The organism is Thermobispora bispora DSM 43833 (assembly GCF_000092645.1).
GTDB lineage: Bacteria > Actinomycetota > Actinomycetes > Streptosporangiales > Streptosporangiaceae > Thermobispora > Thermobispora bispora.
In genome coordinates, this window is the sequence record NC_014165.1 from 340,254 (window position 1) to 362,548 (window position 22,295).

The 22,295-nt window shown below is 71.7% G+C and carries 22 protein-coding genes; 9 read left to right on the forward strand and 13 right to left on the reverse strand.

Going from position 1 to position 22,295, the window contains the following annotated elements:
• Positions 1-8 precede the first annotated feature (8 nt).
• Both TBIS_RS01485 and TBIS_RS01490 read left to right on the forward strand, forming a co-directional pair.
• The gene (locus TBIS_RS01485; protein WP_013130559.1) at positions 9-1,004 is read left to right on the forward strand and encodes a polyprenyl synthetase family protein; all 996 of its coding nucleotides are present in this window, start codon (positions 9-11) and stop codon (positions 1,002-1,004) included.
• A gap of 133 nt (positions 1,005-1,137) precedes the next feature.
• Positions 1,138-2,844, forward strand: a complete 1,707-nt coding sequence (locus TBIS_RS01490; RefSeq protein ID WP_050760395.1) for a tachylectin-related carbohydrate-binding protein — start codon at positions 1,138-1,140, stop codon at positions 2,842-2,844.
• A 339-nt stretch (positions 2,845-3,183) separates the two neighbouring features.
• On the opposite strand, the gene rarD is transcribed toward TBIS_RS01490, so the two are convergent.
• Positions 3,184-4,089 carry an EamA family transporter RarD gene (gene rarD / locus TBIS_RS01495; protein WP_013130561.1) on the reverse strand — a complete coding sequence of 302 codons (906 nt, stop codon included), beginning with the start codon at positions 4,087-4,089 and terminating at the stop codon, positions 3,184-3,186.
• Positions 4,090-4,223: 134 nt separating this feature from the next.
• Here rarD and msrA point away from each other — a divergent pair, with 134 nt between their 5' ends.
• Entirely contained in the window at positions 4,224-4,886 is a 663-nt protein-coding gene (gene msrA, locus TBIS_RS01500) for a peptide-methionine (S)-S-oxide reductase MsrA (RefSeq protein WP_013130562.1), read from the forward strand.
• 148 nt (positions 4,887-5,034) lie between these two features.
• Here msrA and TBIS_RS01505 read toward each other — a convergent pair whose 3' ends face one another.
• On the reverse strand, positions 5,035-5,583 hold the full coding sequence (locus tag TBIS_RS01505) for a PIN domain-containing protein (RefSeq protein WP_013130563.1): 549 nt from the start codon (positions 5,581-5,583) through the stop codon (positions 5,035-5,037).
• Positions 5,580-6,674 (reverse strand): helix-turn-helix domain-containing protein, encoded by a 1,095-nt coding sequence (locus TBIS_RS01510; protein ID WP_041431851.1) that lies wholly within the window; start codon positions 6,672-6,674, stop codon positions 5,580-5,582. The genes TBIS_RS01505 and TBIS_RS01510 overlap by 4 nt, the downstream gene beginning before the upstream one ends.
• Positions 6,675-7,146: 472 nt before the next feature.
• Between TBIS_RS01510 and TBIS_RS19665 the strand changes: the two genes are divergently transcribed.
• Both TBIS_RS19665 and TBIS_RS01520 read left to right on the forward strand, forming a co-directional pair.
• Positions 7,147-7,647: a hypothetical protein gene (locus TBIS_RS19665; protein WP_013130565.1), complete on the forward strand. Its 501-nt coding sequence runs from the start codon at positions 7,147-7,149 to the stop codon at positions 7,645-7,647.
• Positions 7,648-7,703: 56 nt separating this feature from the next.
• Positions 7,704-8,099, forward strand: coding sequence for a hypothetical protein (locus TBIS_RS01520; protein WP_013130566.1), 396 nt, complete (start codon positions 7,704-7,706; stop codon positions 8,097-8,099).
• 30 nt (positions 8,100-8,129) lie between these two features.
• On the opposite strand, the gene TBIS_RS01525 is transcribed toward TBIS_RS01520, so the two are convergent.
• Complete coding sequence (locus TBIS_RS01525) at positions 8,130-8,483, reverse strand: DUF742 domain-containing protein (protein WP_013130567.1); 354 nt, start codon at positions 8,481-8,483, stop codon at positions 8,130-8,132.
• Positions 8,480-10,573 (reverse strand): sensor histidine kinase, encoded by a 2,094-nt coding sequence (locus TBIS_RS01530; protein WP_013130568.1) that lies wholly within the window; start codon positions 10,571-10,573, stop codon positions 8,480-8,482. Before TBIS_RS01530 ends, TBIS_RS01525 begins: the two co-directional genes overlap by 4 nt.
• Before the next feature lie 138 nt (positions 10,574-10,711).
• On the opposite strand from TBIS_RS01530, the gene TBIS_RS01535 reads away from it, so the two are divergent.
• A complete protein-coding gene (locus TBIS_RS01535) occupies positions 10,712-11,761 on the forward strand; it encodes an EamA family transporter (RefSeq protein WP_013130569.1) in 1,050 nt (349 codons plus the stop codon).
• Between the two features lie 167 nt (positions 11,762-11,928).
• On the opposite strand, the gene TBIS_RS01540 is transcribed toward TBIS_RS01535, so the two are convergent.
• Genes TBIS_RS01540 through TBIS_RS01560 form a run of 5 tightly spaced genes read right to left on the reverse strand, consistent with a single transcriptional unit; the run spans position 11,929 to position 16,998 of the window.
• On the reverse strand, positions 11,929-12,579 hold the full coding sequence (locus tag TBIS_RS01540) for an ABC transporter ATP-binding protein (RefSeq protein ID WP_013130570.1): 651 nt from the start codon (positions 12,577-12,579) through the stop codon (positions 11,929-11,931).
• Positions 12,572-13,552, reverse strand: a complete 981-nt coding sequence (locus TBIS_RS01545) for an ABC transporter ATP-binding protein (RefSeq protein ID WP_013130571.1) — start codon at positions 13,550-13,552, stop codon at positions 12,572-12,574. The genes TBIS_RS01540 and TBIS_RS01545 overlap by 8 nt, the downstream gene beginning before the upstream one ends.
• 34 nt (positions 13,553-13,586) lie before the next feature.
• A complete protein-coding gene (locus tag TBIS_RS01550; protein ID WP_013130572.1) occupies positions 13,587-14,483 on the reverse strand; it encodes an ABC transporter permease in 897 nt (298 codons plus the stop codon).
• Positions 14,483-15,472, reverse strand: a complete 990-nt coding sequence (locus TBIS_RS01555; protein ID WP_013130573.1) for an ABC transporter permease — start codon at positions 15,470-15,472, stop codon at positions 14,483-14,485. Before TBIS_RS01555 ends, TBIS_RS01550 begins: the two co-directional genes overlap by 1 nt.
• On the reverse strand, positions 15,469-16,998 hold the full coding sequence (locus tag TBIS_RS01560; protein WP_013130574.1) for an ABC transporter substrate-binding protein: 1,530 nt from the start codon (positions 16,996-16,998) through the stop codon (positions 15,469-15,471). Before TBIS_RS01560 ends, TBIS_RS01555 begins: the two co-directional genes overlap by 4 nt.
• Positions 16,999-17,242: 244 nt before the next feature.
• On the opposite strand from TBIS_RS01560, the gene TBIS_RS01565 reads away from it, so the two are divergent.
• Entirely contained in the window at positions 17,243-17,851 is a 609-nt protein-coding gene (locus tag TBIS_RS01565; RefSeq protein ID WP_013130575.1) for a GntR family transcriptional regulator, read from the forward strand.
• A 44-nt stretch (positions 17,852-17,895) separates the two neighbouring features.
• Entirely contained in the window at positions 17,896-18,264 is a 369-nt protein-coding gene (locus TBIS_RS01570) for a hypothetical protein (RefSeq protein ID WP_041431857.1), read from the forward strand.
• A 351-nt stretch (positions 18,265-18,615) separates the two neighbouring features.
• Here TBIS_RS01570 and TBIS_RS01575 read toward each other — a convergent pair whose 3' ends face one another.
• The 3 genes from TBIS_RS01575 to TBIS_RS20185 all read right to left on the reverse strand — a co-directional run bounded on the left by TBIS_RS01575 (position 18,616) and on the right by TBIS_RS20185 (position 21,776).
• On the reverse strand, positions 18,616-19,677 hold the full coding sequence (locus tag TBIS_RS01575) for a 2-oxoacid:ferredoxin oxidoreductase subunit beta (protein WP_013130577.1): 1,062 nt from the start codon (positions 19,675-19,677) through the stop codon (positions 18,616-18,618).
• Positions 19,667-21,511: a 2-oxoacid:acceptor oxidoreductase subunit alpha gene (locus tag TBIS_RS01580; protein WP_013130578.1), complete on the reverse strand. Its 1,845-nt coding sequence runs from the start codon at positions 21,509-21,511 to the stop codon at positions 19,667-19,669. The genes TBIS_RS01575 and TBIS_RS01580 overlap by 11 nt, the downstream gene beginning before the upstream one ends.
• A gap of 187 nt (positions 21,512-21,698) precedes the next feature.
• Complete coding sequence (locus tag TBIS_RS20185) at positions 21,699-21,776, reverse strand: putative leader peptide (RefSeq protein ID WP_353388553.1); 78 nt, start codon at positions 21,774-21,776, stop codon at positions 21,699-21,701.
• Between the two features lie 120 nt (positions 21,777-21,896).
• Here TBIS_RS20185 and TBIS_RS01585 point away from each other — a divergent pair, with 120 nt between their 5' ends.
• A complete protein-coding gene (locus TBIS_RS01585) occupies positions 21,897-22,268 on the forward strand; it encodes an NADH-quinone oxidoreductase subunit A (protein ID WP_013130579.1) in 372 nt (123 codons plus the stop codon).
• The last annotated feature ends 27 nt before the right edge of the window (positions 22,269-22,295 follow it).

A 22,295-nucleotide genomic window follows, 5' to 3' on the forward strand; every position in this document is an offset into this window, starting at 1 on the left:
CTTCCCTCATGGCCGCGCCGCCCCTTGTGGAGATTCCGCGTGTCGACGAGCGGCTGGCCGAGGATCTGGCGACCGGGCTCGCCGAGGTGGAGCGGATGCTCCGGGCGTCGGTCGAGAGCGAAGACGCCTTCATCACCGAGGCGGCCCGGCATGTCATGGAGGCGGGTGGCAAGCGGTTCCGGGCGATGCTCGTGCTGCTTGCCGCCCAGTTCGGCGATCCCAAGGCCCCGGCCGTGGTCCCGGGAGCCGTCGTCATCGAGCTCACCCACCTGGCGACGCTCTATCACGACGACGTGATGGACCAGGCGCCGATGCGCCGGGGCCTCCCCTCGGCGAACGCCAGGTTCGGTGACACCGTGGCGATCCTCACCGGCGACTACCTGTTCGCCCAGGCATCGGAGATCCTCGCCGACCTCGGCGCCGAGGCGATCCGCGTACAGGCCCGCACGTTCTCCCGCCTGGTGCGCGGGCAGATCCGCGAGACGATCGGGCCGCCGGAGGGCATGGACCCGATCACGCACTACCTCCAGGTGCTCGCCGACAAGACCGGGTCGCTCATCGCCACGTCCGGCCGGTTCGGTGCCATGCTGTCCGGCGCCCCGCGGGAGGTGGAGGATCGGCTCGCCGGCGCCTGCGAGGCGATCGGCGTCGCCTGGCAGCTCGGCGACGACATCATCGACGTGGTCTCGGACGGGTCGGTCTCGGGCAAGACGCCGGGCACCGACCTGCGCGAGGGTGTCCGCACCCTGCCCGTGCTGTACGCGCTCGCCAGCACGGACCCGGCCGACGAGCGGCTGCGCATGCTGCTCTCCGGTCCGGTGGCCGAGCAGGACATCGAGGAGGCGCTCACGCTGCTGCGCGCCCACCCTGCGATGGACATGGCGCGCAAGGAGCTGGTGAAGTGGGCGGACCAGGCGAAGGGCGCCCTGTCCGGCCTGCCGGACATCCCGGCCCGCACGGCGCTGATCCGGCTCTGCGACTGGGTGGTCGAGCGCACGGCCTGAGCCGCCGGTGTGGCCGTTGTCACGCTTCCGGCCGCGACCGCCACGTACAAGATCGGCGTAAGGTAACTTCTCGATTCTTTGTCCGAAATCGAGAGAAGTCTTTGCGCTGATGACGGCTTTTTCGCTACGTGTTGTGGCGGCCGGGAGCGCGGCCGTGCTCGGCGCCGCGGTGCTGACCGTGGCGTCGGCGACGCCCGCCCAGGCCGCTGTAGCCCTGACCTGCCCGGCCACGGTCCCGGTGTACGCGATCGACGGCGACGGCCGCCTGAAGTGGTACGGCCACCGCGACGCCGGCGGCGGCTCCTGGTCCTGGGCGTCCGGGAGCGGGGCCCAGATCGGGCACGGCTGGCACGGGTTCAAGCGGGTGTTCTCCGGCGGCAACGGGGTGATCTACGCCGTCGACGGGTCGGGGTACCTGAAGTGGTACCGGCACACCGGGGCCTCCACCGGCGCCAACACCTGGGCCTCCGGCTCGGGCAAGGTGATCGGCCACGGGTGGGGCGGTTTCGTCGACGTCGTCGCCGACGGCACCGGTGTCATCTACGCGCTCGACGCCGACGGCAACCTCCGCTGGTACCGGCACCTGTCGCCCACCACCGGCGGCACCGGGTGGGCCTCCGGCAGCGGCACGGTCATCCGTACCGGATGGAAGGCGATCACCAAGCTGATCCCCGGCCGCGACGGGGTGATCTTCGGCATCAACACCAAGGGCCTGGTGCGCTGGTACAAGCACCTCAACCCGAGTGGCGGCGGGAGCACCTTCGGCACCGGGACCGGCCTGGTGACCGGCGAGGAGTGGGACCGCTACCGCACCCCGTCCGGCGCGGGCGCGGGCGTGTTCTACGCGGTCGACTCCGGCGGCCGGCTCTGGTGGGAGCGGCACGCCGACCCGCAGGCCGGCGCGCCCGTCTGGTACGAGCGCCGGCAGATCGGCTCGGGCTGGGGCTCGTTCACCAGCGTCTTCGCCGACGTCGCCTCGTGCGCGCCGGCCTCCTCCACCGGGTACGCCACGGGCTCCGGCGGCCGGACCCTCTACTACGTCAACGGGCGGGTCGCCGCCGTGCTCACCCCCGGAGCGCGCACGGCCGTGCTGTACGGCACCACCGTGCGGAAGTTCTCCGAGAGCACCACCACGGCCACCGTGTCCACCCGGGCCTGGGTGCGCCTGCTGCCCGGTCCCTGGTCGACCTCGGCCTCCTGGGCGTCGTCGTGGCTCTCCGCCAACGTGGGCAGCACGAGCGAGGACATCCTCGAGATCGCCTCGCAGTACATCACCGGTGCGCCGGACCGGTACAAGAACGGCCTGCGGTACGCGGGCGACGCCCACTACGGCCCGGTCGGCGAGGAGGGCCGCATCGAGGGGTCGGACTTCAACGACTACCTCGGCATCCCGTGGAAGTACGGCGACCGGGTGGACGAGCCCGAGCCCGACCAGAAGGATTCGCTCGACTGCTCCGGGTTCGTCCGGATGGTCTATGGCTACCGCAGCGGGTACCCGATGGAGATCGGCACCCCGACCGGTACGGCGCTGCCGCGCCGCGCGGTCCAGATGCACGCCTCGGCGCCCGGGGTCATGGTGGTCGACGGGGGCACCGCCAAGCCCACCTCCTACGCCGCGCTCCAGCCCGGTGACCTGCTGTTCTGGGACGCCAGCACCGACGACGGGACCGCCATCGACCACGTCGGGATCTACCTCGGCGTCGACTCCAACGGCAAGCACCGGTTCGTCTCCAGCCGCAAGACCGTGGACGGCCCGACCCTCGGGGACGTGGGCGGTCACTCGCTGCTCGACAACGGCACGCTCTACGACCGCTCCTGGCGGGCCGCCAAGCGCCTCTGAGCCCCAGGGGACGCCTGGCGTGGTGACCACGCGCCGGCGCCTGACCGCGCCGGCCTGATCTGCCACGGCCACCCGGGGTCCGCCCGGGTGGCCGTTTCCCCATCGCGCCGTGCCGTACCGGCGCGGACAGGCCGTCCGGCCGCGGCGGCGGAGCGCCCGTGCGGGGCCACCTGGACGTGGCCGGCCGGGCCGTACGGCCGAGCGGATGACCGATGGGGAGTCCGAGGCTGCGAGCGAGCAGCGGTCCGCCACCCGGCCGGTGAGCGGGCCGGAGGGTCGGGGCCGAGGACCACTGAAGGCCGGCACGGAGGCCGGAACGTCCGGCCACCGGGGCGAGGGTCAGACCGTGGCCGGCTCGGCCTCGCGGGCGAGGCGCGCGTTCCGTGCCGCGCGGAGGGTGTCCCAGGTGAACACGGCGAGCGCCAGCCAGACGATGCAGAACCCCGCCCATCGGCTCGGCGGCATGGTCTCGTGGGCGATCAGCACCCCGCACAGGAACTGCAGGATCGGGGCGATGTACTGCAGCAGCCCGACGAGGCTGAGCGGGATCGACAGCGCGGCGATGGTGAAGAAGATCAGCGGCAGCGCGGTGACCACCCCGGCCCCGGCGACCAGCAGCGCGTGCCCGAGGCCGTACCGGCCGAACGTGCCCTCGCCGCTCGCGTGGAGCGTGCCCAGGTAGACCACGGCCGGGAGGAGCATGACCAGCGTCTCCACGGCGAGGCTTTCGGTGCCCTCCACCCGGGCCTTCTTCTTGACCACGCCGTAGATGCCGAAGGTGAAGGCGAGCACCAGGGCGATCCACGGCGGCCGGCCGTAGCCGTAGGTGAGGACCGCCACGGCGAGCGTGCCGAGGCCCACGGCCACCCACTGCCCGGTCCGCAGCCGCTCGCCGAAGATCATGATGCCGAAGAGCACGTTCACCAGGGGGTTGATGAAGTAGCCGAGCGAGGCATCGACCACGTGGCCGGAGTTCACCGCGTAGATGTAGACGCCCCAGTTGACGGAGACCACGATCGCGGCGATGGCGAGGAGGAGCACCTGGCGGCCGGTGAGCTCGCGGATCCATGACCAGCGCCGGCGAACGGCGAGCAGGGCGGCCACCACCACGAGCGACCACACCATGCGGTGGGCGAGGATCTCCACCGCTCCCGACGGCTCGAGCAGCGGCCAGTAGAGGGGGGTCAGGCCCCAGATCGCGTACGCGGCCACCCCGTAGGCGACACCTCGGCGAAGTTCAGGCATGAAACCAATCTTTGCTCCTTACAGTTCCTTTGGGCAATTAAGTATTGCTTCGAAATCCTTTAGATGATCTAAATTGAGGAACACGGGGGCCGGAGCCCTGGTTGGCAGGGGCATACGCACTGGGAGGTGCCGACATGCACTGGCTTCTCGGCAAGCACAAGACGACCATGGTGGCCCCGGCCGAAGCGCTCCCCGGCCGCGCCGAGCCCATGCCGGTGGCCGACCGGCACGCGGTCCTCGGCACACCGCTCGCCCCGCCGTACCCGGAGGGCACCGAGATCGCGGAGTTCGCGCTCGGGTGCTTCTGGGGCGCCGAGCGGAGGTTCTGGCAGACGCCCGGCGTGGTCACCACCGCGGTGGGGTACGCCGGCGGCTACACCCCGAACCCCACCTACGAGGAGGTCTGCACCGGGCTGACCGGCCACGCCGAGACGGTCCGCGTGGTGTTCGACCCCAAGGTGATCTCGTACGAGCGGCTGCTCAAGGTGTTCTGGGAGTCCCACGACCCCACGCAGGGGATGCGCCAGGGAAATGACGTCGGCACCCAGTACCGTTCGGTCATCTTCACCCACGGGCCCGAGCAGGAGCGGCTCGCCGTGGCGTCGCGCGACGCCTACCAGAAGGTGCTGACCGAGCACGGGTACGGCCGGATCACCACCGAGATCGTCCCGGCCGGGGAGTTCTACTTCGCCGAGGACTACCACCAGCAGTACCTGCACAAGGTCCCGGACGGCTACTGCGGCTTCGGCGGCACCGGGGTCGGCTGCCCGGTCGGTCTGACCTCCGGGGAAGCCTGAGCCCGTCGGAACCCGATCCGGCGGCCGCCGCCTGCCCTAGGGTGAGAGCCGGCATCCTGATGACCTCACAGGCCCGGTGCGCGCGGAGCGGCCATCGCTGACCTTCACGAGCCGTGGCGCGGGCCGATCCACGGTGTCTGGCGTCACGCTAGAGCAGCCTGCGCTCTTCGGCCCATCGAGGAAGCTCACCACCGGTGCAGGGGAGGCGCATTCCGGTCTCCCGTAGGGCGTCCACCAGAGTGCAGATCTGAGGAAGGGTCATCTTGCCCCGTTGATGAAGCCGGGTCAGCAGCCACACTGTTCCGTGTATTTCGAGCCCGTGCTTGCTGCCCACCCTGGTGGCGTCGCGATCGTCGGTGATGGCGACGAGCTCGTGTACCTCGGCCGCGGCGAAGACGCTGGCCTCACCCAAGTCGTGTTCCCCAGAGCCCAGAAGCTGGACCCACCGCTCGAAGGCGAGCAGTTCCTCGAGCGTGTCCTGGGGCAGGATGGCCAGCCACTCCAGGTCGGAGATCGATGTGATCGACGGATATTCGGCGCAGTACTTGTCGACCTCGGCCGCCACGATCCGCGTGGTCGAGAGCGAGGACAGGCAGGTGCCCAGCACGTCGAGCCGGTCGGCTTTGGCGAAGTGGATGAGCACCATTGCGTCGGCCACGAGCGGGGGTAACGGCTCGATCGTCTCCGCCACGCTCACGGGGCCTCGTCCTCGTCGACCGGTGGCAGATCCTCCTCGCTCCGCAGCTGGCCGTGCATCAGCTCGAAAGCCCGCCGACGGGTGATCTGGCCGGTCCGATAGGCCGTCATCACGGCGTGCGCGAAACCGGGTGGGACCCGGATGTCCTCCAGGTCCGGCTGCGGGGTCCATCCCAGGGAGTCACGGAACTCCGCATAGGTGGGCAGCGAGGAGCGAAGCCTCTTCTCTTCCTGCGAGGTGATGACACCGGCCTTCCGCGCCTGGCGGAGAGCCATGCTCCACGAGGTCCGGTACTCGGCGGCGAGCCGTACGAGAACGGAGCGGGTCGATGCCTTCGCCACGTCGGCCGCCGCGCGGATGGCCGCCACCGGGAGGAGCAGCTCGCCGGCGAAGGCGTCGATCATCGCCTCACGTTCCGTCCGCGATGCGGCGACTCCGATGTCCGTCGAATACGCGTCGCCCAGGACCATGTGGCCGAGCTCGTGCGCGGCCGTGCTGCGCCGCCGGCCGGGATCACCGTTGAGGCTCACCACGGCGGCCGCCATGTCGCCGTCCACCGCCGATGCCCCATCGCCGGGGAGCTCGGTGACCAAGACGTACTGGCCACACCGCTCGGAGAGCTCGGCCATGGATTGGACGGGGGCGGTTCCCAGCCCGAGTTCGCCCCGTACCCATCGAGCCGCCTCGGCCGCGGCCTCGGGGCCGTCGGCCTTACCGGGGTACTGCATGATCGGCTGGGGCTGAAGCGTGCCGAGGTCCATGAGCAACCGGATGTCACGGATCCACGCGGCGAGTGCGTTATCGAGGCGATAGTACGGCTGCGAGGCGTCCGTCGCCGTGTCCTCGGCCAAAGGCGTGCGATGCGACAGGACCTCCGGTGCCGGATGGAGGAAATGTCCGATCGGCACGTCCAGTGCCTGAGCTAGACGAGCGAGCTCCAACGCGTCCAGGCGCCTCGAACCGGCCTCGATCTTGGTGATCATGGTCCTGTCGAGATCGACCTTCTGGGCGAGCTGTAGCTGCGACAGCCCCTTCGCCAGCCGTGCCTGGCGGACCCGCTCACCGATCTCCTGCCAGTCGAGGGAGCTCATGGTGCGATAATCGCACATGCTCACGGAGGCCGGTCAGGGGATATTCGGAATCCGGACGCCGCCTTTGCGCTGTCAGGATGAACACCCGGTTCTGTGCTGCGTTTACGTGTCCCCGTGAACACCGGTGGTACGGCGCCGTGGACCGACCGGTCCTGCGGCTCAGACTTCCGGGGTCTTGATCCGGGAAGCGCGGCCTGCGACGGCACCTGGTCGTGCCGGTGCCTTCTTCCATCAGGCCTCAGTCCGTCAGGGGCGGCCGGCACCCACGGCCCTGCCGCCACGGTGAGGCGATCCCACCTCGCATCGGCGCGATCCGATCCAACCGGCGCCGTCCGCCCGCCGTAACGGCGCCGATCGGCCGGCCGTACCGCCACCGATCCCCGTCGCGATCGGCCGTACGGACGCCGCTCGAGCACCCGGCGGTCGCAACGCCGATCCTGGTGGGTATGCCCATTCCAGGGGAGGGACGTCCATGAGAAGGTTCTGGGCTGCGTCCGCGGTACTGACCGTGATCTGCGCGGCGGTCGGTACGGCGGGGCTGGCCGCGCTGGCGACGGGAAGGGGCGGGCCGGAGCCGGTGCAGGCCCCGATAGCGGCGGAGCGGCAGGCCGTCCGGCTGCCCGCGGGCGGGGTTCCGGAGCCGTCCCAGGGCCAGGTCGCGCTGCAGGAGGAGGCGCGTTCGCTCCCCGAGGGGGTGGCACCGCAGGAGGTGAGCCGCCGGCAGTACCGGATCATGCTCCGGCAGTGCCGGTACGCGAACACCAAGGCGCTCCAGGAGGAGTGCCTGGCCGAGGTCCAGCAGCGCTACACGGTGGGTGCGTTCAATCCCTCCCTCGACTGCCGCACCTACTCGAGCATCACCGTCTGCGGTGAGCTGAAGCTCACCCCGGAGGAGCGGCAATGCGTGCGGGAGGCGGTGCGGCAGGGGATGTCCTACCGCCGCGCCGAGGTCGAGTGCTACGCCTTCCGGTGACCGCCGATCTTTGCGAAACGTCAGCGAAATCCCGGTAAATGATCTAATCTGCCGGGGTGGACCCCAAGAGCCGGGGCGCGGCCGACCTCCTCAGGGCGCTGATGGGCGCCGCCGCGCGGTTCAGCGAGACCGGCGGCTCGCTCACCAGGGAGTACTTCCCCCACGTCGGCTGTGAGCCGATCAGTGATCTCGCCGGTCCGGCCGTGCGCCTGGGCATGCGGGTGACGCTCCCGGGCCACGAACTCGTGGCCGAGCTCGCCGTGCGGGTCACGGACGCGGGGTTCACCATCGGCGGTGAGCTCATGCTCGACGACGCCGAGCCCTTCCTCACGCTGCCCCCGATCGAGACGGCGGACGTCGACAAGTGCGCGGCCCTGCTCCACCGCTATGCGGAGGAGCTGACGGTCCCCGCCCGCCTGGAGGTCGGCCGGCTCCTGGAGCACGGGTGCTGACCGCTCGGCACAGCGCCGTCACAGTGCTCGTCACAGCGCCTTGAACGCCTGGATCACCTCGCGGAGGATGCGCTCGTCGGGCAGCCGCGCCACGGTCGCCTGGGGCCGGACGCTGATCAGGCCCTTGTCCCGCAGGTCGCTGAGGAGGATCCGCAGGACGTTGAGCGAGAGGCCGAGCTCGGAGGCGAGGTCCGCCACGGTGGAGGGGGTCCGGCAGATGCGGAGGATCCGCAGGTGCTCGGGGGCGAGCCCGGCGGTCCGCTCGTGGGCCGAGGGGGCGGTCCGGATGACCGACAGGAGGTCGAACTCGGGGCCGGACGGGCGGGTCCGCCCCCGGGTCAGCATGTAGGGGCGCAGCAGCGGGCCGTTGTCCTGCTCCGTCACGATCCCTCCCCTCTGGGGTCTGACCCCGGCCGCATGGCGGAGTACAGGTCACCGCGCGGCTGGCGGAGCTGCGGGGCGAGGTTCGCCTGACGGATCCGCCTCGGCAGGGTGCTCTTCGGGGCGCCGTCCGGGCGGGCGATGGCGAGCGCCGGCGCCGAGGGCTCCTGCGGCTGGAGCGGGGTGAGCTCCAGGTCCTCCGCGGCGTGCTCGACCACGAGCTCCTGGGGCAGGAGCACGATCGCGCTGGTCCCGCCGTACGGCGAGGCCCGGAGCGCGACCTTGATGCCGTGGCGCTTGGCGAGCAGGCCGACGACGAAGAGGCCGAGCCGGTCGCTGTCCGCGAGGTCGATCTCGGGCGGGTCGGCGAGCCGCTGGTTGAATCGCTCCATGTCCTCCGGCGTCATGCCGAGGCCGCGATCCTCGATCTCCAGCGAGTACCCGCGGGCCACCGCCTCACCCCGGACCAGGACCTTCGACTGGGGCGGGGAGAAGGCCGTGGCGTTCTCGATCAGCTCGGCGAGCAGGTGGATCACGTTGGTCGCGGCCCGGCCGACGAGGGCGTGGGTGTGCGGCACCTGCACGTCGACCCGCTGGTAGTCCTCCACCTGCTCGGTGGCGGCGCGGACCACGTCGTGGAGGTTGACCGGGTTGCGCCAGCCGCGCGCCGGCGCGGCGCCGGAGAGGATGATCAGGCCTTCGGCGTGGCGGCGCATGCGGGCGGCGAGGTGGTCGATGCCGAAGACCTTCTCGAGCAGGTCCGGGTCGGTGATCTCCTTCTCCAGGGTGTCGAGCAGGGCGAACTGCCGGGTGAGCAGCGACTGGTTCCGCCGGGCGAGGTTGAGGAAGACCTTGTTGACGCCCTTGCGGAGCTTGGCCTGCTCGACGGCGGCCTCGATGGCGGTGCGCTGGACCGAGCCGAACGCCCGGCTGAGGCTCGCCACCTCGGTGGTCCCGTGGTCCGTGCCGAGGGGCCGGGTCTCCGCGGCCACGTCGACGTCCTCGCCGCGGCGCAGGCGGGCGAGCACGCTGGGCAGGCGCCGTTCGGCGAGCTCGACGACGGCGCGTTCCAGCCCGGTGAGCTCCCCGGAGAGTTTCCGGGCGAACCGCAGGGAGATGAACACGGCGGCGATCGCGGTGCCGGCGCCGAGCGCGCCCGCGACGCCGATGCGCAGGAGCACGCCCCGGGCGAGCGGGGCGGCCCGGTCCGCGATGTCCCGGCTGGTGGCGGCGTTGAGCTCGGTGAGCCGGTGGACGAGCTGCTCGGCCGCGGCCGGCCAGTTGAGGGCGCCCACCGGCAGCGTGCGGCCGACCTCGCCCCGCCGGGTGAGCTGCTCTTCGACCGCGAGGAACGTCTTGTGGACGGGGGAGTCGTTGAACGCGGTGTACCGCTTGATCAGCTCGGCGTCGAGCTGGCCGGTGCCGAGCTGGTAGAGCAGCCGCCGGCGGCTCACCATCGAGGCGAAGGCGTCCCGGTCCTCGACCGTGTACCGCCCGGACGCCACCACGCCCGACAGCAGCGCCGCCTCCTGGGCCGCCACCTCGTGGCTGCGGGCGATCAGGATGATCGCCTTGGTCTGCCCGATGAGCTCGAGGTCCTGGGAGATCATCAGGTGGTCGTACGCCTGGAAGGCCGTCTCCAGGACCGCGCTGTACTCGTCGATCGCGTCGAGCCGGGAGAGCCTCCGCTCGTCGACCCTGGTGCGGAGGTCGTCCAGCCGTTCGACCTGTGCGATCAGCGCCTGGATCCGCTGCCGCATCGCCGGTGGGGTCTCATCCGCGGCCTGTGCCGACTCCCGGGCGAGGGTCCGGGCCGCCTCGTCGGTGAGCCGGCGCTGCCTTTCAAGATCCGTTTGTAGCGAGTAGGCCGAGCCGAGGGCCTGGACGGAGAGCGACCGTTCGCGCTGCAGCTGGACGATGACGCCTCGGGTCGGCACCACGACGTGGTTGTAGACCGCGTCGATCTGCAGCAGTTTGAACCCCTCTTCGGCGATCAGCGTCGCGGTGAACGCCCAGATCGCCCCCAGGGCGGTGAACGGCACGAGCAGGATCGCGAAAAGCTTGAAGCGGATGGAACGTCTCCGTACAGCCATCTAAGACCCGCACCGTCAGTTATGCGCGTTAATTGTGCGGAAACATTAGCAATGCGCCTGAAAAAACCCAAGAGCTTAGCGTTACCAGTTTGCCGACATTTCTTGACCTAGTTGCTAGGTTGTCAGACAATCGTCGGCATGCGATCCGGACCGCTCGCCATCTTCGCCGCGGCCGCCCTGTGGGGTACGGCCGGCACCGCCGGAGCCCTCACCGACGCCGGCTCCGTCCCGCTCGCCGCCGCCCGGCTCGTGCTCGGCGGGGCCGTGCTCGCCGCGCTCGCGGCCCGGTCCCTGGCGGCGGCCGACCCGCGGCATCATGGCCGCGGTGCGGGTGAACCGGCGGACCAGGACGGCCACCTGCTCGGTCATGCCCGGGAAGCCGAGAAATACCGGCGGGGCGGGCCCGCCCCCGCTCCGGCCCGGTCCGGCATCGGCGCGGCCCTGGCGAGCGGCCTCGGCCTGGTACGCGGCAGGCCGGCCCTCCTCCTCGCCGCGGTCGCCGTCGCCGCCTACCAGCTCTGCTTCTTCGCCGCGGTCGCCCGCACCGGCGTGGCCATCGGCACCGTGGTCGCGATCGGCAGCGGACCCGTCTTCACCGGGCTGCTCTCCTGGCTGCTCGATCGCCGGCCGCCGACCCTCCGCTGGGCCCTCGCCACCACGACCGCCGTCGCCGGCTGCGCCGTACTGGTCACCGGGGGCGAGGCGAGCGGCGCCGAGCCCGGGGGGATCGCGCTCGCCCTGGTCGGCGGGTTGCTGTACGCGTTCTACGCGGTGATGGCCTCCCGGGCGATCCAGACCGGCCTGGAGTCCGGGGTGGTGATGGGCCTGCTCTTCGGCGGGGCCGCCGTGCTCATGCTCCCCGTCCTGGTGGTCACCGCCCCCGGTTCGCTCACCGAGCCCCGCGCGCTGCTCGTGGCGGTCTACCTGGGGTGTGCGACCACCGCGCTCTCCTATCTCCTGTACGGCAAGGGCCTGCGGACCACCCCGGTGGCGACCGCCGCCACCCTCGCCTTGGCCGAGCCCGCGGTGGCCGCGTTGCTCGGCCTCGCCGTGCTCGGCGAACGGCTCTCCGGCCCGGCCTGGGCGGGCCTCGGCCTGCTCGCCGTCGGCCTGATCATCGTCGCCCTGCCCGAGCGGGCGCGGACCGCCCCGGAGCCGGCCGCTCAGCGGACCGCATCCGGCGCCTGAGCCGCGGAGCGTTCCTGCTCCGCGGCGTGATCCCGGCGCCGGTCCGGCCACCGGCCGCGTGAGCACCCGGGCGACCGACGCCACGGCCCGGCGGCCGGCCGGGCGCCCGGCACGGTGCGCCACCCTCACCGCCCGCGACCGGGCCGCGCCGGCCGCAGCGGCCCGGGTCACGCGCTCGGCGGCCAGGTGTGCACCCGTTCCGGGCCCTGGCACCAGCGGGTGAGCAGCTCGCGGTCGTGGCTGATGGCGAGCACGCCCGCGCCGGTGGCCCCCCGGTAGGCCTCGATCCTGGCGACGAGGTGGGCCTGCGTGGAGACGTCGAGCATCGTGGTCATCTCGTCACAGATGAGGTAACGAGGGCGCAGGGTCAGGGCCCGGGCCACGCAGGCGCGCTGCAGCTGCCCGTCGGACACCTCGTGCGGGCGCCGGTCGAGCAGGTCGGGGGTGAGCCCCATCTCCTCGGCGAGCTCGGCGGCGCGGCCGATCGGGCGGCCGGTGGCGCGCAGCGGCTCCGCGATGATCTCGGCCAGGGTGAGGCGGGGATCGACGGCGAGGCGGGGCTGCTGGAAGATGAGCGCGACCGAGGTGCGCAGCTCGCGCGGTGCCCGGTGCCGCCACCGGTGCACCGGCGTGCCGTCGATGGCGACCCGCCCGGACGCCGGGCGCTGGAGCAGGGCGAGCACGCGGGCGAGGGTGGACTTGCCGCACCCGCTCGGCCCCATGAGCCCCACGGTCGTCCCCGGCGGGACGGCGATGCCGGCCCCGTCGAGGACCCGGCGGCGGTCGTAGATCACGGTGATGTCGCGGGCCTCAAGCATGGCGCTCCAGCGGGTGGTGACAGGCGACGGGCGTGTCCGGGGTGATCTGCGGTCGCACCGCGCAGGCGTCGTCGGCGCGGGCGCAGCGCGGGCGGAAGGCGCAGCCGCCGGCGAGCCGGGTGAGCTCGGGCGGCTGGCCGGGGATCGGGGTGAAGGCCCGGGTGGGCAGGGCGTCGAGCAGCCCGGCGGCGTAGGGGTGGCGCGGGGCCCGGAAGAAGTCCGCGGCGGGCGCGATCTCGACGATGCGGCCCGCGTACATCACCGCGACATCGTCGGCGACCTGCTCGGCGGCGCGCAGATCGTGGGTGATGAGCAGTACGGCATGGCCGTCGTCGCACAGCCGCCGCAGCTCGGCCATGGTCGCGTCCACGAGCGGCCGGTCGAGGCCGGTGGTGGGCTCGTCGGCGATGACGAGCCACGGGTCCCCGGCCAGGGCGATGGCGTTGGCGACCCGCTGGGCCATGCCGCCGGAGAGCTGGTGCGGGTACCGGTCGAGCTCGTGCGGGCGGAGCCCGGCCCGTTCGGCGAGCTCGTCGGCGGTGTACCGGCCGCCGAGCTCCCGCAGGGCCTCGGTGAGCTGGGCGCGGGCGGTGCGCACCGGGGTGAGGTGCGCGGCGGGGCTCTGCGGGATGAGCCCGATCCGGCGCCCGCGCACCTCCCGGGCGAGCACCCGCTCGGGCGCGGCGATCAGGTCGAGGGGCGGCCGTCCCGGCTGCTCCAGCCAGGCCGACCCGGTGACGGTCGCGTTGCCGGGCAGCAGCCCGAGCAGGGTGTGCGCCATCACCGACTTGCCGCAGCCGGACTCGCCGATCAGCGCGAGGCACCGCCCCTGTTCGACCTCGAACGCGGCCTCGGTGACCGCGTGCACGGTGGCGCCGGGGAGGTGGAACCGCACGGTGAGGCCCGCCACGCGCAGCCGTGCCGCCTGCGCGGTCACCGCGTGGCCGAGGGCCGCCGCTGCGCCGGTGGTCACTGTCGCTCCCTTCGTCGTGGGCCGGGGTCGGCCGTCAGAGGTTCAGCTCGGATCGCCAGCGCGGGCTGGTGCGATCACGCCAGTACTGGGCGAGCACGGCGACCGCGAGCGTGGGGATCAGGATGAACAGGCCGGGGAAGACGCTCGGCCACCACGCACCGGTGAGCAGCGACCGCTGCCCGTCGTTGATCATGTTGCCGAGCGAGGCGAGGTGCGGCGGCAGGCCGAGGCCGAGGAAGCTGAGCGCGGTCTCATGCCAGATCGCGTGCGGCACCATGAGCACCGCGGCGAGGCCGAGGTGCGGGATGAGCGCGGGCACGAAGTGCCGGCGGATGATGCGCATCCGGCTCGAGCCGCCGTTGATCGCCGCGTCGATGTACGGCCGGCCGCGGAGGCTCAGCACCTCCGAGCGGACGATCCGGGCGGCGGTGGTCCAGTGGGTGACCCCCACCGAGATGATCACCGCCCAGACGCTCGGCGCGAACAGCGCCACGATGAAGATGCCGAGCAGCAGGTGCGGCAGCGAGTTGACCCCGTCGACGACCCGCATGAGCAGCCGGTCCACGATGCCGCCCGCGGCGCCCGCGATCACGCCGACCAGGCCGCCGATCACCACGGAGACCGCGGCGGCGACGAGGCCGACCAGCAGTGAGACGCGCAGGCCGTACACCGAGCGCAGCAGCACGTCGCGGCCCATCTCGTCGGTGCCGAACGGGTGCGCGGGCGAGGGCGGCAGCAGAGCCGATCCGAGGTCGACCAGCCGCTCGTCGACCCGTGCCACGAGCGGCACCACGATCACCGCGAGGCCGAGCAGCGCGAGCGTCGCGGCGGCGATCCGCACCGAGCGGCGGCCGGACCGGCCTGCGGCGGCGCTCGTGTGAATCAGGTCCGGGGCGGCCGTCTCCATCGGCGTGGTGGTCTCCGGTCGCATCAGCTCACCCCCAGCACCCGGACCCGCGGGTCCGCGATCACGTAGGCGGCGTCGGCGATGAGGTTGCCGGCGACGACCGCGACCGTGGCGAGCAGGGTGAGCGCGGCGAGCAGCGGGAAGTCGACCGCGAGCGCGGCCCGCACCGCCGTGCCGGCCACCCCGGGCCAGGAGAACACGCTCTCCACCAGGATCGCCCCGGTCACGAGTTCGGGGATGCGCGCCCCGAACAGGGTGAGGAACGGCAGCAGCGCCGAGCGCAGCGCGTGCCGGACGAGCACGGTGCGCTCGCGCAGCCCGCGGGCGCGGGCGCCGATGACGAAGTCCTCCCGGAGCGTCGCGATCACTGACTCCCGGACGAAGAGCACGAGCCACGACGACTGGGAGACCGCGAGCACCCCGACGGGGAGGATCATGTGGCGCGCCACCTCACCCGGGCTCACGACCGCCGAGCCGGCGTCGGTGAGCCCGCCCGCGGGCAGCCATCCGAGCGTGACCGAGAAGATCCAGATGGCGATGAGCCCGATCCAGAAGACCGGTGCGGCCTCGTTGGCGTAGGCGACGCCGGTGATGAGGCGGTCCACCCAGGTTCCGCGCCGGTAGGCGGCGATCGTACCGAGCACGAGCCCCATGGCGAGCATGAGCACGACCGCCGCGCCGGCGACGAGCATGGTCCAGCCGAGCCGTTCCCCGATCACTTCGGCGACCGGCCGGTGGAAGGACCGCGACTCGCCCAGGTCTCCGGTGAGCAGGCCGCCGAGCCAGGTGAGGTACTGCTCGGCGAGCGGGCGGTCGAGCCCCCAGTTGGCGCGGATCTGATCCTGGATCTCCTGGCTCGTCACCAGCGCCCGCTCGCCCAGGTACTGCCGTACCGGGTCGAACGGGGACGCCTTGGCGAGCGCGAACATCCCGGCCGTCACCACGAGCAGCAGGGGGACGAGGAAGGCGAGCCGCCAGGCCACGAGCCGGGCGAGGGCGCCGGCGACGCTCATGCCGCCCGCTTCCACTCGTGGATGTTGCGGAAGAGCCCGCCGGTGGCGTGCTCGTGCGCCTCCACGCTCGGCTCGATGCCGGTCCACTCCCCGCGGATCACGTAGACGTGCTGGAGGTAGACGAGGTACGTCCACGCCTCCTGGTCGCGGATCCGCCGCTGGAACTCGCCGTAGATCCGCTTGCGCTCACCCTCGTCCGCCGTGGCCCGCCCCTTCTCCAGCAGCTCGTCCACCCGCGGGTCGCTGAAGTGGCCGGGGTTGAAGAAGCCCTGCCCGGAGAAGGAGGAGTGGAACAGCTCGTAGTTGACGTAGTCGGGGTCGTACGGGCTGCCGTAGCCCATGATCAGCGCGTCCTTCGCCATGCGGGGCTCGATGGCGTCCCAGTCGAGGCCGGCCACCTGCACGTCGATGCCGATGCGCTTGGCGTCCGAGGCGACGGCGAGGGCGAGCTCCTTGCGCAGGGAGTCGTTCGCCGGGTACATGAGCGTGAACCGGGCGGGGGTGCCGTCCTTGACCCGGATGCCGTCCGGGCCGGGCTTCCAGCCCGCCTCCTCCAGGATGCGCACGGCCCGCTCCCGGTCGGCGGTCGGGGAGCCGGTGACGGCGGGGTCGTGCCACTTGGTGCCAGGGGCGATCGGCCCGAACGCGGGGTCACCCGCGCCGGCGAGGATGGTGGTCACCATCGCCGCGCGGTCCACCGCCGCGCTGATCGCCTTGCGGATCGCCGGATCGCCGGTGACCGGCTGCTTCATCGGGAACATCACGGCCCGGTAGTCCGCGCTCGGCACCCGGTGGACGGTGATCCCGTCCTGGCCGTCGAAGCGGGCGGCCGCCTTGGGCGGGAGCTCGGTCGCGTCGAGCTCGCCCGCGGCCATGCGGGTGGCCCGGGCGTTGTCGTCGGGCACGAAGGCGAGCACGAGCCGCTTGATCGACGGGGCGCCGCCCCAGTAGTCCTCGTTCGCCTCCAGCACGATCTTGTCGCCGGGCGTCCAGGAGACGAACCGGTACGGCCCGGTGCCGACCGGTTTGGTGTTGAACGGTGCCTTGTCCAGGTCCTGCCCCTCCAGCAGGCGCTTGGGCACGATGCCGAGCGTGGCGCGCTGGAGGATCGGCGCGTAGGGGTGCTTGAGGTGGAAGATCACGGTCTGCGGGTCCGGCGCCTCCACCCTCTCGATCGCGGCGTAGTCGCCGCGGATGGTGGAGTTGTTCGCCGGGTCCAGCACGGCGTTGTAGGTGAAGGCGACGTCCTCGCTGGTGAGCGGCGTGCCGTCGTGGAAGGTCACGCCCTCGCGCAGGCGGAAGGTCACGGTCGTGCCGTCCACCTCGGGGATCTCCCGGGCGAGCGCGGGCCGCAGGGTGAGATCCGCGGCCCGGGTGACCAGCCCGTCGAACAGCAGTGACCCGCCGTCGGGCGCGTACCCGAGCACGGGGTTGAGCGTGTCGAACTCCGATCGGAGCCCGAGGACGAACGTGTCGCGGTCGCCGTCCGCCGGGGCGCCGGCCGGGGCCGAGCAGGCCGCCAGCATTCCGACCAAAGTCGCAATCAGGACAAAGATGCGCTTCACACGGCCGACGGTAAATGAAGATCTGTATTAGTTGCAAGCTCTTTGCAATAACACTCCTGCGGCGAAACATCGCCGCCCGCCCGGAACACGGCCGGCCGGGCCGCGACCGGGCGGTGCCGCCGGCCGGCGACCGCAGGGGCACCGCGGAAGCCGTCCGGCGCGGAGCGCACCACGGCCCGGCGTGTCTAAGCTCGGCGAGGTGACGATGTTCAAGCCGGTCTCCACGGTCGAGGCGCTCGCCGCCGCCCTGCGCGAACGGGTGCTCTCCGGGGACATCAGCCCGGGAACGCCGCTCACGGAGCAGGAACTGTCCACCCGGTACGGCGTGGCCCGCCCCACGGTGCGGGAGGCGCTCGCCGTGCTCGTCCACGAGGGCCTGCTCCGGCGGGAGCGCAACCGCAGCGCGTACGTCCCCGAGATCACGCCGGAGGACTTCGCCGACCTGATGTACGTCCGCCTGCCGCTCGAGGAGCTGATGGCGCGGGCCCTGGTGGGGCGGCGGGTGGCGGAGGCCGAGGCGGCGCTCGACCGGATGGACGCGCTGCGGCCGGACGCGCCGTGGGCGGCCGTGGTCGCCGAGCACATGGCCCTGCACCAGGCCCTGATCGATGCGGTCGGCAGCCCACGGCTGGCCCGGCTGTACGGCTCGCTCGCCGCCGAGACCCGGCTCGCGCTCGTCCGGCTCCGCCACGCCTACCCGGACCGGCGTGAGCTCGTTGCCGAGCACCGCGCACTGCTGCAGGTCATCGCGGACGGGCCGGAGGAGGCCGCGTTACGGGCGGTCCGGGACCACCTCACATGGCGGGAATCCTGAACGCTTCTTGCACCAGGTGGCCGGAACTCGACAGAATCGCGCCCATGCACGGCGACCCAGTGCCGGACACTTACGTGTACGTCACCGAGGAGGGCGTTGCCCGGCATTACGCCGATGGCAGCGTCGAGGCCCTCGCGTGGGACGACGTCGTCGAGGTCAGGGTCGGCCCTTCCCGCTCATCCGGTGACGAGGGTGACGTCGTCATCGTGTTACTCGACCGCGCCGGGGAGGAGTGCGTGGTCCCGCAGTCCGCGGTGGACGCGAGCTTCGTGGCGCGGCTGCGCTACCTGCCCGACTTCGACATGGAGCGGCTGAGCAAGGCCGTCGAGCGCGCCGGGAACGGGTACGACGGCTACCAGGTGGTCTGGCGCAGCCCGCATCCGCCGTCGATGGTGGACCTGGATTACGACTGACCGCGGGAACAGGCGCGTGCCCAGGCCGTGATCGATTCTCCCGCGCGGACAGGCGCATCAGGTCATCGGCCCTGGTGACAGGCGCGCGTCAGGGTAGGACTTCCGCCTCGCCGCCGGGTGGGCGGAGCCGTCAATTGCCCGATCCGTCGCCGATATCCGGGCGAGCGTCGGCGGCCGGCATCGGGGCGGATCGCCCTCGCGTCCCTCGATGCCCTCAGGCGCCCCATCCGTCGCAGATATCCGGGTGAGCGCCCGGCGGCCGGCGTCAGGGAACCCGCTCCGGCATCCGACGCCCGGGGTGCCCCTGGATGCGCCCGGAGGGACCGCCGGGCGGACCCTCCGGGCGGAGGCTCAGGAGATCTCCCAGGTGTCCCCGGAGTGGAGCAGGGCCATCAGGTCACCCGTGCCCTTGGCGGTGACGGCCTGGTCGATCTGATCGGCCATGAGCTGCTCGTACGAGGGCCGGTCGACCGAGCGGAAGATCCCGATCGGCACGTGGGCGAAGGCCGGCTCGTCCAGCCGGGACAACGCGAACGCCAGCGAGGGGTCGGGGTTGTGCGCGTCGTGGACGAGGATCTCATGGTCGGCGACCTGGTCCCGCGGCACCACCTCGACCCCGCCGGTGGAGGTGAGGCGGACCGCCTTCTCCTGGCCCTGCGGGCCGAAGACGATCGGCTTGCCGTGCTCCAGGCGGATGGTGATCTCCTCGCGCAGCCCGGGGGTCTTCAGCGGGTCGAACGCGCCGTCGTTGAAGATCGGGCAGTTCTGGTAGATCTCCACCAGCGCCGCCCCCCGGTGCTCGGCCGCGGCGCGCAGCACCTGCTGCAGGTGCTTGCGATCGGAGTCGATCGTCCGCGCGACGAACGTCGCCTCCGCCCCCAGCGCGAGGCTGATGGGGTTGAACGGCCGGTCCAGCGACCCGTACGGGGTGGACTTGGTGATCTTGCCCTGTTCGGAGGTGGGGGAGTACTGCCCCTTGGTCAGCCCGTAGATCCGGTTGTTGAACAGCAGGATCGTCAGGTTGATGTTGCGGCGCAGGGCGTGGATGAGGTGGTTGCCGCCGATGGACAGCGCGTCCCCGTCGCCGGTGACCACCCACACGCTCAGATCCGGCCGGGAGGCGGCCAGCCCGGTGGCGATGGCCGGCGCCCGCCCGTGGATGGAGTGCATCCCGTAGGTGTTCATGTAGTACGGGAAGCGGGACGAGCAGCCGATGCCGGAGACGAACACGATGTTCTCCCGGCGGATGCCGAGCTCCGGCAGGAAGCTCTGCACCGCGGCGAGGATCGCGTAATCCCCGCACCCGGGGCACCAGCGCACCTCTTGGTCGGACTTGAAGTCCTTCAAGCTGAGCTTGCCGTCGGCCCGGGGGATGAGGGCCAGGCCCTTGCCGTTGGGGCTTTCAGTCACCATCGATCACGTCCTGGATCACACCGGCCAGCTCCTCGGCCTTGAACGGAAGCCCGCGCACCCGGTTGTAACCGATCACATCGACCAGGTAGCGGGCGCGCAGCACCATGGCGAGCTGCCCGAGGTTGATCTCCGGCAGCAGCACCTTCTCATACGACCGCAGCACCTGCCCGGTGTTGGCGGGCAGGGGGTTGAGGTGCCGCAGGTGCGCCTGGGCGACCTTCCGTCCGGTGGCGCGGACCCGGCGGACCGCCGCCGAGATCGCCCCGTACGTGGACCCCCACCCGAGCACCAGCACCTTGGCCGACCCGTCGGGGTCGTCCACCTGCAGATCCGGGACCTTGATGCCGTCGATCTTGGCGCGGCGCAGGCGCACCATCGCGTCGTGGTTGTCCGGGTCGTAGGAGATCTCCCCCGTGCGGTCGGACTTCTCCAGCCCGCCGACCCGGTGCTCCAGCCCCGGGGTGCCGGGGATCGCCCACGGCCGGGCCAGCGTCTCCGGATCCCGGGCGAAGGGGAGGAACCGCCCGCCGTCCCCGTTGGGCTCGGTGGCGAACGGCACCGAGATGTCCGGCAGCTCCTCGCGGGTGGGGATCCGCCACGGCTCGGACCCGTTGGCCAGGTAGGCGTCGGAGAGCAGCATCACCGGGGTGCGGTACGCCAGGGCGATCCGGGCCGCCTCGATCGCCATGGCGAAGCACTCCGACGGGGTCGCGGGAGCAACCACCGGCACCGGGGACTCCCCGTTCCGCCCGTAGAGCGCCATGAGCAGGTCGGTCTGCTCGGTCTTGGTCGGCATCCCCGTGGACGGGCCCGCCCGCTGCACGTCCACGATCACCAGCGGCAGCTCCACCGCCACGGCGAGCCCGATGGTCTCCGACTTCAGCACCATGCCGGGGCCGGAGGTGGTGGTCACCCCCAGCGCACCGCCGAACGAGGCGCCCAGGGCGGCACCCACGCCGGCGATCTCGTCCTCGGCCTGGAAGGTGCGCACCCGGAAGTTCTTGTGCCGGGACAGCTCGTGCAGGATGTCGGAGGCCGGGGTGATCGGGTACGACCCCAGGAACAGCGGCAGCCCCGAGAGCTCCGAGGCGGCGATCAGCCCCCAGGCGAGCGCCTGGTTCCCGGAGATGTTCCGGTACACCCCAGGGGCGAGCTTGGCCGGCTTGACCTCGTAGGAGACCGAGAACGACTCGGTGGTCTCCCCGTAGTTCCACCCCGCGTTGAACGCCGCGATGTTCGCCTTGGCGATCTCCGGCCGGTTGGCGAACTTCTGCTCCAGGAAGCGGATCGTCCCCTCGGTCGGCCGGTTGTACAGCCACGACAGCAGGCCGAGGGCGAACATGTTCTTGGCCCGCTCCGCGTCCTTCTTCGAGATGTCGAAGCCCTCGAGCGCCCGCAGGGTCAGCGACGTCAAGGGCACCTTGTGCACCCGCCAGGAGCTCAGCGAGTCGTCCTCCAGCGGGTTGGCGGTGTAGCCGACCTTCTGCAGGTTCCGCGGGGTGAACTCGTCGGTGTTGACGATGATCTCCGCCCCCGGCGGCAGATCGGCCAGGTTCGCCTTCAACGCCGCCGGGTTCATCGCCACCAGCACGTTCGGCGCGTCCCCGGGGGTGAGGATGTCGTGGTCGGCGAAGTGGAGCTGGAAACTGGAGACCCCGGGCAGCGTCCCGGCCGGCGCCCTGATCTCCGCGGGGAAGTTCGGCAGCGTCGAAAGATCGTTCCCGAACCGGGCGGTCTCCGAGGTGAAGCGGTCACCCGTCAGCTGCATGCCATCGCCGGAATCCCCGGCGAAACGGATGATCACGCGATCGAGTTGCTGCACCCGCTTGGCCACAGCTGCTCAAACCTCCCCGACGCGCCCGGGCCTCTCGGCGTGCGAAATGCTTCGTATGCTCATGCTAAGTCCACGGGGCATGTGTTTAGACGGGCGAAATAGTTACCTGGGCGAGATCTGATCTACGCCTCTCCGGCGCGGTGCGGCCGGTCCGGCCGGCCGTACGGGAACGGCACCGGCGACCGGCTCAGGCTCGTGACCGGTGCGGGCGACACAGCGCCGTCGCGACCCGGCAAAGGTCGACGTGCAAGCGGGCGGCGAGCATCTTGCGGATCACGAGCGTCAACTATATGCGGCGGGCGTCCCGTGGCCACGGCCGGGCCCTCGGCGCGCCCCGGTTCCCCGGGCTATGCTCGGGTGACCGGCCCACGGGCAGGAGGATGAAATGAACGGGTACTTCGGCTCGTACGCGGTGGTGCTCGTCCTCCTCGGCATCGGGGTGGCGATCGTCGCGGGGGCGATGACCGTCAACCGCCTGCTCCGCCCCAGCAGGCCGACCCCGGAGAAGCTCACCACCTACGAGTGCGGCGTCGACCCGGTCGGCGAGGGCTGGGCCCAGTCGCAGATCCGGTACTACGTCTACGCGTATCTCTATGTGGTGTTCGCGGTCGACGCGGTGTTCCTCTTCCCCTGGGCGACGGTGTTCTCCGCCCCCGGGTACGGCCTGACCACGCTGGTGGAGATGTTCGTCTTCCTGGGGTTCATCGCCCTCGGCATCCTCTACGCCTGGCGGAAGCGGGTTCTCACCTGGACGTGACCCGGTCCGCCCGGGCCCGGCCAGGGA